Origin of the sequence: uncultured Rhodococcus sp., assembly GCF_963525155.1 — a bacterium.
GTDB classification, from domain to species: Bacteria; Actinomycetota; Actinomycetes; order Mycobacteriales; family Mycobacteriaceae; genus Rhodococcus_F; species Rhodococcus_F qingshengii.
The window spans coordinates 1-11310 of the sequence record NZ_CAURKP010000165.1 but is presented as its reverse complement, the minus strand read 5'-3'; the positions used below and the strand labels follow the sequence as shown (position 1 = coordinate 11310).

The 11310-nt window shown below is 63.7% G+C and carries 10 protein-coding genes; 5 read left to right on the top strand and 5 right to left on the bottom strand.

Features of this window, described 5'->3' with window-relative positions:
• Positions 1-1537: Ig-like domain-containing protein (locus RWT78_RS23790; RefSeq protein WP_314681382.1), on the top strand; the 1537-nt coding region annotated here is incomplete at its 5' end.
• A 70-nt stretch (positions 1538-1607) separates the two neighbouring features.
• Here RWT78_RS23790 and RWT78_RS23785 read toward each other — a convergent pair.
• The 3 genes from RWT78_RS23785 to RWT78_RS23775 form a co-directional block, all read right to left on the bottom strand.
• Complete coding sequence (locus RWT78_RS23785; protein WP_003941937.1) at positions 1608-2396, bottom strand: hypothetical protein; 789 nt, start codon at positions 2394-2396, stop codon at positions 1608-1610.
• Positions 2397-2403: 7 nt separating this feature from the next.
• Positions 2404-2904, bottom strand: a complete 501-nt coding sequence (locus tag RWT78_RS23780; RefSeq protein ID WP_003941898.1) for a DUF2505 domain-containing protein — start codon at positions 2902-2904, stop codon at positions 2404-2406.
• A gap of 76 nt (positions 2905-2980) precedes the next feature.
• The gene (locus RWT78_RS23775; RefSeq protein ID WP_042452956.1) at positions 2981-3478 is read right to left on the bottom strand and encodes a DUF2505 domain-containing protein; all 498 of its coding nucleotides are present in this window, start codon (positions 3476-3478) and stop codon (positions 2981-2983) included.
• 74 nt (positions 3479-3552) lie between these two features.
• Between RWT78_RS23775 and RWT78_RS23770 the strand changes: the two genes are divergently transcribed.
• The 4 genes from RWT78_RS23770 to RWT78_RS23755 all read left to right on the top strand — a co-directional run bounded on the left by RWT78_RS23770 (position 3553) and on the right by RWT78_RS23755 (position 8224).
• The gene (locus RWT78_RS23770) at positions 3553-4596 is read left to right on the top strand and encodes a UDP-N-acetylmuramate dehydrogenase (RefSeq protein WP_314681380.1); all 1044 of its coding nucleotides are present in this window, start codon (positions 3553-3555) and stop codon (positions 4594-4596) included.
• Between the two features lie 32 nt (positions 4597-4628).
• On the top strand, positions 4629-5825 hold the full coding sequence (locus RWT78_RS23765; RefSeq protein WP_230816911.1) for an Ig-like domain-containing protein: 1197 nt from the start codon (positions 4629-4631) through the stop codon (positions 5823-5825).
• Between the two features lie 120 nt (positions 5826-5945).
• Positions 5946-7469 (top strand): hypothetical protein, encoded by a 1524-nt coding sequence (locus tag RWT78_RS23760; RefSeq protein WP_285181875.1) that lies wholly within the window; start codon positions 5946-5948, stop codon positions 7467-7469.
• Positions 7466-8224 carry an ESX secretion-associated protein EspG gene (locus tag RWT78_RS23755; protein ID WP_285181876.1) on the top strand — a complete coding sequence of 253 codons (759 nt, stop codon included), beginning with the start codon at positions 7466-7468 and terminating at the stop codon, positions 8222-8224. The genes RWT78_RS23760 and RWT78_RS23755 overlap by 4 nt, the downstream gene beginning before the upstream one ends.
• Positions 8225-8239: 15 nt before the next feature.
• On the opposite strand, the gene RWT78_RS23750 is transcribed toward RWT78_RS23755, so the two are convergent.
• Positions 8240-8989 (bottom strand): SDR family NAD(P)-dependent oxidoreductase, encoded by a 750-nt coding sequence (locus RWT78_RS23750; RefSeq protein WP_003942076.1) that lies wholly within the window; start codon positions 8987-8989, stop codon positions 8240-8242.
• 15 nt (positions 8990-9004) lie between these two features.
• A partial coding sequence (locus RWT78_RS23745) for an arylsulfatase (protein ID WP_314681375.1) occupies positions 9005-11310 on the bottom strand: 2306 nt, incomplete at its 5' end.

The window sequence follows — 11310 nt, the reverse complement described above, 5'->3', positions numbered from 1 at the left end:
TGGTCCGTCGATCAACGTTCAGAAGAACGTGTCGACGACCGCCGTGTCACCGGTCGGTGGCGCTCAGGTGGGGCAACCGGTGACGTTGAGTGCGACGGTGACCGGTGGTGCCGACGGTGATTCGGTGGAGTTCTTCGACGGCGCCACCAAGATCGGTGCGGGCGCGCTCGGTAATGGTGTTGCAACACTTGCCTGGACACCGGCTGACGTCCGAACCCACAGCGTGACGGCCAAGTATCTCGGTAATGCAAAGGTGGCGACCTCCACGTCGTCGGCTGTCGACGTCGTAGTGTCCGAAGCGGACAAGAGCACTGCAACCGCGATCACCGGTCCCGCAAGTGCAGTTGCAGGTGAGTCCGTGACCGTCGAGGCTACGGTGTCGCCCACTCCGGCGGGTGGCACGGTGCAGTTCAAGGACGGTGCAACCGACCTCGGCGGCGCCGTTCCCGTCGATGCCAACGGCAAGGCTTCGCTGACGAATTCCTATGCAGTCGGAGCGCATTCGATCGTGGCGGTGTACTCCGGTTCCGGTGTCTACCAGACTTCGACGTCGGCGCCACATGCGTTGACAGTCGCTCCGGTGGTGGTCGAGGAGAACACAACGACTACCCTCGTCGGCCCGTCGACCGCTTCGACCGGAGAGACATTGTCGTTCACTGCCTCGGTCTCGACCGGTGTTGCAGGTGGCACCGTGCAGTTCAAGGAAAGTGGCAGGGATCTGGGCTCCCCGATTCCCGTGGACGCAACCGGAAAAGCGACAACCACGCCGATCTTCAACGTGGCGGGTGAGTACAGCATCACCGCAGTGTTCTCGGGTTCGGGTAACTACCTGGGCTCGACATCGAACGCCCAGACCGTGAACGTCAAGGCGCCGGCTCCCACCGACCAGCAGACCCAGACGGTCTTGACCGTTCCGGCGGATGCAAAAACCGGTACGGCAGTTGGTCTGTCCGTAACCGTCACGCCGACGCCGGTTGGCGGCACAGTGCAGTTCAAGGACGGCTCGGGCAATCTCGGCTCACCGGTGCCGGTCGTCGAGGGCAAGGCGTCGATCATGCACGAGTTCGCGAGCGTCGGTACGCACGACATCACGGCCGTCTACTCGGGTGCAACAGGATTCCTCACCTCTACCTCGGCTGCTCAGTCGGTTTCGGTCACGGCTCCGGCCGCGGAGGATCAGGAAACGTCCGTCACCGTGAGCGCTCCGGCGTCAGCGGTCAAGGGCGCGAAGGTCGATCTTGTTGCGGCAGTGGTACCTACGCTCAGCGCAGGAACGGTCCAGTTCATGGACGGAACCACCCCGATCGGTGGACCGGTTGCCGTGGTGAACGGTAAGGCCACGCTCTCGCACACCTTCACTGAACTCGGAGATCGCCGAATCACCGCGGTGTTCAGTGGAACTGACGGCTATCTCGGTTCCGAGACCCAGGCCGCAGTCACCGTCAAGGTAACGGCAGCGTCCGACGGCGGGGATCCCGGCAACGGCGGCAGTTCGACCGGTTCACTGGGAAGCCTGGAAAACATCTTCGGGTCCTAGCCCGACGCCTGCACACGGACACCCCGCCGCGGAGAACACCTCCGCGGCGGGGCGTTTCCCGTCTGTGAGTTCAGGGATTCGGCGCTACGACGTGCCAGGGCACGGTCAGGATGCAGTCACGAAGACGTCGCCGCGCGGGTTGCACGGGAATTCCTTGCGCCCGAAGAATTTCCAATGCGGCGGCCCAACGATGGCGAGGTCCGAACGAGGCGTGCGGCGCGGCGGTGGCCCAGGCTCGATCGGCCGCGCTGAGCAACGCGTGGATCGGCTCACCGGGAACGTTGCGGTGGATGAGAGCCTTCGGGAGACGTTCCGCGATGTCGGAAGGACGCTCGATGTCGAAGGGGTCCCAGGCCAGTGTCAGGGTCAATGGACGATCAGCGTCGAGAAGCACCCAAGCGCAACGCCTTCCGAGTTCGTCGCAGGTTCCGTCGAGTAGCAGCCCGCCCGGTGCGAGACCGGACTGAATGTGTGACCACGCAGAGTCCACAGCCTCCTCCGGGTACTGCCGGAGCACGTTGAAGGCGCGTACGAAGACGGGTGTGAGACCGGCAAGTTCGAATCCACCACGGGCGAAGCTGACACCGTCACGACTCTCGACCACGCGGGCGGGGTCGATCTCGAGCCCGATGACGCGTCGATCCCGCCGGACAGCGGTGAGGCGGCTTGCCATCTCGAAGGTGGTGTCGGGCCTCGCCCCGTACCCGAGGTCGACGATCAACGGATCGGTCGCGTTGTTCAGGGCGTGCGCGATAGTGCGGTTGTGCACGATCCACCGGTCACTACGTCGCAGTCTGTTGATCCCCGTCGTGCCACGGGTGATGACCCCCTCGATCTTCGGGGGTGGAGCCTTCTTCACGCCGGCTTCAGCGTGCGGCGAGCCAGGTCGCCGTGACCTGAGCTTCGGTGCGGAACAGATCGACGAGGTTGATGAGCATGAGCTGTTCCAACTTCGCGCCGATGAACGGTATGAAGACCTTCGCCTCGGACGTGGTTCGCAGCGTGGACCCGGTCTCGGTCGCGAACAACTCCATGGTGCCGGACAGATTCCCCGGCCCGGCCGGGATGGACGCTTCGTACGTTCCGGTCACGGTGTCACCGAAGGCGCCGTACGACTCCTTACGAGTGATGACCAGATCCTTCTTCATCACCGTCTGAGCAATGTCCGGCAAATCGGTGCGCGGGAGAATGTGGTGCAGCACGAGATCGATTCCGGAATCGGTGACCTCGAAATGTTCCACATGGTTCTCGGAATGCTTGCGCATCTCCTCGACACGGGCCTCCCAGTACGAGCGGTCCGCCAGTGCCGCATAGACCTGCTCGGGGGAGTGCTGATAGCGGGCGGAGTAGTCGATGCGGCGAGCCATGATCGGAAAGAATACCGGTTACACGCTGTGACAAGCCAAATTGGCTGTATCCACAACTGCCGCCGCCCGCAGGGTTTTACTTCGTGATCCACTCCCGGGTGAAGTCCTGTTCGGCCTGGATGAGCCGGACAACCTCGTCGACAATCGCACTTTCGATCTTTCCGCCGAGGAACGGGATCTTGACCTCGACCTCACCGTCGATCTCGAGAGTGGCGGAGTTCTCGTCACCTGTCAGCACCTGCGTGCCCTCGACACGGGCGGGAACGCCGTCGACGTGGGCGGAGAAGGTGCCGGTGGCCTTGCCGTCCTTGAAAGGCGCCATCGTTTCACTGCGCTTGATGACGATGTCGCCGTTGACGACTTTCGACACCATGCTGGGGAGGTGCTCTGCGGCAATGATCTGCGACATCGTGACCGCGACGGTCTCGTCGCGAACGGTCAGCTCTTCGATCGTTGCGCCGGGACCACCGACAGCGACGATTCGGTCGCGCCAGTACTGCTCGGAGGTCACCGCCTCATGGACCTTCTCGGCGGGGACTGTGTACTTCGACGAATGCTCGATGCGACGGCTCACGATTGTGGAGGCTACCGTTTATCGATGTGTGGGACGTAACCATTGGCAGACGCGTCGTGGAATCAGGCGCTTTCGTGTCCGAGAACGTTGACTTGTCGGGATTGACGACGCTCCGAATCGGGGGACCGGCGCGGCTGCTCGCCGAATGCCCGACGACGCAGTCGTTGATCGACGTCGTGACGCTGCTCGATCGCGAGCAGATCCCGACGCTGATTCTCGCCGGCGGATCCAATCTCGTGATCTCCGACTCGGGATTCGACGGAGTTGTCGTTCGTGTGGCCAACACCACCGTGAGCCTCGACACGGACCGCGTCGTTGCCGAAGCGGGCGCGGTGTGGGACGAAGTAGTCGGCCAATCCGTCGCCGCGGAACTGGGTGGCCTCGAGTGCCTGTCCGGGATTCCGGGCTCGACCGGTGCGACGCCGGTGCAGAACGTCGGCGCGTACGGCGTCGAGGTGGGCTCGCGACTCCGGCGAGTTCAACTGCTCGACCGACGCAATGGCGAAGTGTCGTGGGTCGAACCGTCGAAACTCGACTTGGGTTACCGGTCGAGCGTCCTCAAGCATTCGGACGCAGCACTGGTTCTCGCCGTCGAATTCGACGCGTCGACCGATGGACTGAGTGCCCCGCTCGCGTACCGCGAACTGTTCACCGCGCTGGGGGCAGAAGAAGGCGAGCGGTTACCTGCGTCGCAGGTCCGCGAGGCAGTTCTGGGACTTCGGACGGGTAAGGCGATGGTGCTCGATCCGTACGACCACGACACCTGGAGCGCGGGTTCCTTCTTCACCAACCCCGTGGTGCCGGACGACAAGCTGCCCGCTGTGCTCGGAGCAATCGCCGAACAGCTCGGGGACGTCACCGTGCCGCAGTTCCCGGGCAGTGGTGGAACCAAGCTCTCGGCCGGATGGTTGATCGAACGGGCCGGATTCTCCAAGGGTTATCCCGGTGAAGATGCACCGGCCAGGCTGTCGACCAAACACACCTTGGCGTTGACCAACAGAGGGTCTGCAACGAGTGCGGATGTGGTCTCGCTCGCGCGGACAGTGCGCGACGGCGTCGAAGCCGCGTTCGGTGTCCACCTGGAACCGGAACCGGTAACTGTGGGCTGCACCGTCTGATTCCTGACAGAGCCCGCAGGTAGCCTGTTGAAGTGCATGAGCTGGGTGGTAGGAGAAGTCGTTCGCGTCTTGTTGCGTTGGTAGCTGTATTGCTCGCTGTGATGGTGGCCGTCGTCGGCTGCACGATCGGCGGCAAGGACGGACAGGGCGGCGCGGCGGCCGCCGAACCAGCACCGGTGGCGACCGTGGTGTCGACGCCGGCGCCCGGCACCAAAGATGTCAGCCCGGTCGCCCCCGTCTCGGTAGCCGTGACCCAGGGAACGCTGTCCGACGTCAACCTCAGCAACGCAGCCGGTAAAGCCGTCGCCGGACAACTGTCGCCCGACAAGACATCGTTCACCGTCAGTGAGGCACTCGGCTACGGCACCACGTATTCGTGGTCAGGCTCGGCAACCGGAACCGACGGTAAATCCGTGCCAGTCCAAGGGAGCTTTACGACGGTTGCCCCGGAGTCGACCACCGGCGCCACCCTCAACATCGCCGACGGCCAAGAAGTTGGTATCGCGGCACCGATCACGTTGCAGTTCGACAACTCCGTCGTCGACAAGGCGGCCGTCGAGAAGGCGCTTGTCGTGACCACCGTGCCGCCCACCGCCGGATCGTGGGCTTGGCTGGCCGACGACAACGGCGGATCGCGGGCCCATTGGCGTCCGGCCGATTACTGGGTGCCGGGCACGACTGTCCATCTGGACGCCAAGCTCTACGGCTTGAACTACGGCGGTGGCGCCTACGGCGACCAGGATCTCACCCTCGATTTCACGATCGGTCGCAGCCAGATCGTGAAGGCGAATGCACCGAGCCACCGCATGCAGGTGGTGCGCGACGGCCAGACGATCATGGATATTCCCGTCAGCTACGGCGAGGGCAACGAACCCCGAAACGTCACGCGCAGTGGCATTCACATGGTGACCGAGAAGTACGAAGACTTCATGATGTCCAACCCGCCGTTCTACGAGAACGTGCGCGAGCGTTGGGCTGTGCGCATCTCCAACAACGGCGAATTCATCCACGCCAATCCTGAGACCACCGGGGTGCAGGGCTCGTCGAACGTCACGAACGGTTGCATCAACCTGTCGACATCCGACGCGCAGGAGTACTTCGGAACGGCCCTCTACGGTGACCCCGTCGAGGTGACCGGCACGTCGATCGACCTGTCTCCTGCGGACGGCGACATCTACGACTGGGCAATCGATCTGCCGACCTGGAAGTCGATGTCGGCACTGCCGTAACTCTGTACTGCGGTAAATCCGTGGATGAGGGAACCGTCCGGGCTCTGCTCGCGTCTGTACAGGTAAGTGCTGTCGGCTCGGGGGAGTCCGACGGGGGTTTTCGACTTCAGGGGGACAGCGGTGGGCATTCCATTTCTGGAAGACGTGCTGGGAAGAATCTCCGATGCGACGCAGGCCGTGCCTCCCGGCGTGGCGGCATTACCAGTTGTCGGCACTCCCATCGCGAGCGCAATCGCTACATCTGCTCTGGTGCAATCCATAACCGACGACCGCGGCGCGTTCGACGACGAGATGGCTGCTGCGACCGTCGACGCCGATGTGGAGCGCGCACGAGCCTGGGGTGAGCGCGATGCCCTCACCGCCCAGACGTCGTCGCTCGAGTACAGCGAACACGCAATCGTGGACGACGATCCGTTCGATGCGATGTCGCACTCCGAAATCTTCGACCACGTCAACGAGATGAATCCGGCAACCCTGAATGCGATCGGTGAGGCTTGGAAGGCCATTGCAGGCCGGGTCGAAGCCGGCATCGGGAAGTTCCAGAACGACGTGAACGGTGCGATCACCGAAGGCTGGCAGGGGCGCGGCGGCTCGGCTGCGCTGGAAGCAGTGCTGGCCTACTCGGCTGATGCGGGTGAGCTGAAGGTGCGGGTCGATCTGATCTCGAACAAGATCGAGGAGGCGAAGATCGCACTCGACGAGGCAAAACGCTCGATTCCGGCACCCGACGGCGCCTCGACGGTCGAGAGGTTTCTCAGCATGGTTCCCGGGGCTACATGGAAGCAGGCACAATACGAAGCGGAAGAAGCCGAACGTCAAGCGCGCCAGGTGATGAAGGACGTGTATCTGCCGTCCATGAAGCGTGCGGACGATCAGGTGCCGATCCTCCCGGCCGCATTCAATCCGGTCACCGGCGGTGGAGGGGCTGGAAGTGGCGGCGCATTCGGTGGTGGTGGTGCCGGCGGCGGGAACACTTCGGGTTCGGAGAACGGGCTCGGCACGCCGTCTACATCGGGTGGCGGAGTTGGTGGAGGAGCGGACGGTGGACACCTCGGCGGTGCAAACCCGGCCGGAGACGGTTCCGGTCAGAACCCATCCGGCACCAATTCCGGAAATGGTGACAACCGTGGCGGCGTTGATGCCCAAGGGAATTCGGGTGCCGATGCTGCCCGGTTCGCAAACGATTCCGCCCCGGCCGGGACTGCCGCGGCACATGCCGGCCCACTGCCGGCCGGTGCAGCGCCAGGTGGCCTGGCAGGTGCAACTCCGAATGGTGCTCAGCTCGGTTCCGGAGTGCCTTCAGGCCTCATGGGTAGCGGTTCGGGTGGTGGTTCCGCAGGTGGAATCGGTACCGGCGGCTTCGGGCCAGGCGGAACCGGAGGTGGCGCTCTCGGCCCTGGCGGCGTGGGCGGCCTCGCCAATGGCGGGCGTGGGGGCGTCAACGGAACTGGCGGTACCTCGGCGACGGGCGCGCAGAGCGGTCGGGGCGCGATGGGTGGCGTCGGCGGCATGGCACCGGGACGAGGGCAAGGGCAAGACGAAGACAACGTTCACGACACCCCCGGCTACCTCGTCACAGTCGAGAACGGCAATGCCCTGGTCGGCGACCTACCGATGGTCTCCCCGGCGGTGCTGGGCGAATGACCACCATGCAGTGGCAGTTCACCGGCCTCGAATTCCAGATTCTCTGGGAAGCGGTCGGACGTGACCGACTCCCGTACCCGCTGCGGTTTCGACCGACGGCCGAAACCATGAACGAGCTGACAGAAGAGCGACGTCAAGCGGGAGCACACCTGGCTTGGTTGCTCGACGATCGGCTGCATCACGTTCTCGGTGCTCTTGCGAATCCTGATGCTCGCGTGGAGGTTTCCGGTTTTCACGGGCAGAACATGAGTACGGTGACGCGATTGCACGGCGTTGTTGCCGGCGACCTGGGGGTGCTCCTGACTCAACTGCCCGGCAGGACTGTCGACTGTGGCTCCGACGTGGTTTTCACCGTGGTACGCCCATCGGCAATTCCACGGATGCTCGTCGATCACCTGCCGACCTGCCCCGCTGGATCGGAGCGTGGTGTGAGCATCGAAAGGCCGAAAACTTCCGGTAGAGCGAGCTTTCTGAGCAGTGCTGCCGGTGCGCGCGGGAGCGAGGAAGTGAGCAGATTCTTCGGCCGAGAGCGGACCTCGATCGGTGAAGTCACCACATACCCGGGAGGAGCGGTGGACAGCAGACCGACAGACGACGGAATAACGTTCCACTGGTACGACTATGCCGGAGATGGTCGGTACATCGTCACCGCTGGTGAAACCGTAAGTGCCCGTAGCGCTTCCACGGAAATGACGGAGGCCGAGATTGCACGCAATCTCGGCCTCGTCCTGCACCGGGTGATTCGCACTGGTTAGTCAGAACGATTCGAACTAGCTGGTGGTGCGGTGGAACCGACCGGGGCTTGCCTGATCCCTCGGCTTGACGATGATCTGATCGAGGTTCACATGTGACGGCCGCGACGCGACAAAACCGATGATCTCGGCGATGTCCTGCGCCACCAACGGTGTGATTCCCTCGTACACCTTGTCGGCCTTGTCCTGATCACCCTCGAACCGGACGAGTGAGAACTCCGTCTCGACGGCTCCCGGCGCGATTTCGGTCAGTCGAACGGGCTTGCCCAACAGTTCACCACGCAATGTCCGATGAAGGACGGCTTGAGCGTGCTTGGCGGTGGTGTAGCCCGAGCCGTTGTCGTATGCCTCCAGCGCGGCCACCGAGGTGATGGTCACGACCAGACCGTCACCCGAATCGATCAGCTTGGGCAGCAGTGCCTTCGTCACACGCAACGTGCCCAGAACATTGGTCTCCCACATCCACCGCCAGTCGTCCAGATCGGCGTCCAGGACTGTTGCCAGACCCTTTGCACCACCCGCGTTGTTGACCAACACGTCGACACGGGGGACCACGGCCGCGAACGCGTCGACGGAATCCTCGTCGGTGACGTCGAGTTCGAGAGCGGTACCACCGATTTCCTCGGCGATCTTCTCGAGACGATCGACGCGGCGAGCACCGATCACGACGTGGAATCCCTGAGCTGCCAGGGTGCGGGCGGTGGCCTCACCGATTCCGGAGCTGGCTCCGGTGACTACGGCGATGCGGGCATCGGAAGAAATGGTCATGATGCAATCGTAGGGCTAGTCGGCGGCATACTCTGCTTCCCGTTCGATGGATTCGATGTGACGACGCGGTACTTGTATCCGGCCGGGTGTGTAGGTGACGGCGCGCAGCGCGCCGCTGTACCGGAAGGGACCATGGCGTCGTCGTACCTCCCACGACACAGGTCCCCTGGCGTCGACACCGACCGAGATGCCGGTCCACGGCGCCATTCCCACCAGTTGTACTTGCTCGAGCAGCCGGCCCGCGTGAATGCCGTCGACGCTGACGTGGAGATCCCAACGCAACCGCGGTACCACCGTCACCGACAGCTCGATGCGTTCGGTGCCGAGCGCCAGCGGTCCGGCGTCGACAACGGAGTAGGAACCGAACGCGTTGTACCCGAGATGCAGGTGCCCGTCCTCGACGTAGAGAAGGTACCCACCCTGCGGATCGCCATGGGCGACAAGGACACCGGCGTCACCTTCGCGGTAACCGTCGAGTTCGACCGTGATGTCGAAGTCGCGGAACCCGATCAGCTTGGATGAGCGGTAGCGCTCCAGCGGGGGCGTTCCGGCAAGTAGTCGCACCGGGCGTGAGAGTGCTCCTTCCTCCGGACGGCGAACCGCGCCGACGGTATTGCCGAGTAGAGGAAACACGGTGTTCGCCCACGCCGAGTGGTCCCAGGCCTCGGCGAGTTCGCGAACCTTGTCGGGAAACCGTGATGCCAGGTCGTCGAGCTCGGTCGGGTCGGTGCGGACGTCGAACAACTGCCAGTGTGGTTTGTCTATGTCCGCTGGGGTGAGAGCCAGCAGTTTCCAGCCGTCCTTGTAGTAGCCACGGTTGCCGGTCATCTCGGTGTACTGCTCGGTGTGAGTGCTCGGAGCGGCAGACGAACGCAGAACGGGCGCGGAAGACACCCCGTCGAACTCTTTCACCGGGAGCCCGTTTCGCACACTGGGTGCGTCGATTCCGGCCAGTTCGAGCAGCGTAGGGGTCAGGTCGGTGACGTACGCGAACTGGTCGCGAATCCCGTTGTCGTCTGCTCCGGGTTTCAATCCAGCGGGCCAGGACAGGAGAAAAGGAACACGGATCCCGCCGGCAAAGGATTGCCCTTTGTAGAACCGGAACGGGGTGTTGGACGTCTGTCCCCATCCACGTGGATAGTGGACGCCCAATTCAGGGCCGCCGATGAGGGATTCGTCGTGGGGGACATCGCCCACCCAGTCCGGATCCTGAATATGCGCGAACTGTGCGAAGTAGCTTCGGGTTCCGTCCGAACCGCCCTCGGCGGTGCCGCCGTTGTCGGAGGTGAAGACGATGATCGTGTTGTCGAGCTCGCCGAGTTCGTCCAGGGTGTCGACGATGCGTCCGACGCTCTGATCGATCGAGTCGACCATCGCCGCGTACACCTCCATGTAGCGGGCGAACCTGGACTGCACTTCCGGCGTGAGTGAATCCCATTCGGGGACGTCGAAGCCGGGTTCGGAGTTTCGCGGTGCTTGCTGCGTACCTTCCGGAAAGAGGCCTTGCACGAGCTGAGAGGCGAACCGCGACTCGCGGATTCGATCCCACCCTTCGTCGTAGCGGCCGCGGTATTTTTCCTGGTCGGCAGGCTTGGCCTGCAACGGTCCGTGCATGGCGACGTGTGCGAAGTAGAGGAAGAACGGCTTGTCCTGATCGTGGGCGCGGAGGTCCTTGATGTACCCGACCGCTTTGTCGGTCAGATCGTCGGTGAGGTAGTAGCCCTCGGGGTACTCGTCCACGTCGACCACAGAATTGTCGGAGATCAGTTGATTGGGATAGTAGAAGGAGTTGAGGCCTTCGAGTGAGCCGTAGTAGCGATCGAAACCGCGCTGCGTCGGCCAGGAGTCACGACTTCGTCCCGGGGCCAGGTTGGCGTCGCGTACGAGGTGCCACTTGCCGACGGCATAGGTCGCATAGCCCGCGCCGCGGAGGATTTCGGGGAGTGTCTGGACGTCGTCGGCCAATTCCAGACGCAGTCCGGGGTAGCCCGGATCGGCGTTGGCGACAAAGCCGTACCCGGCGCGGTGCGGATTCAGGCCGGTGAGAAGAGCTGCGCGCGACGGCGAGCAGAGGGGCGTCGTGTGATAGTTGGTCATCCGAATGCCCTGCGCGGCAAGGCGGTCGAGGGTGGGAGTCTCGATCTCGGAGCCGAACGGCCCGATGTCGCTGTACCCCATGTCGTCGATCAGAACCACGACGATGTTGGGTGATCCGGGAATCGGGGTCGTGGAGGTGGGCCACGACGGGGTCGAATCGGGTGCGGGGCGGCCGATTCGACCCGCGAAGCCTTCGGATCCGCGGGCGTGGGGGGGTGGGGCGG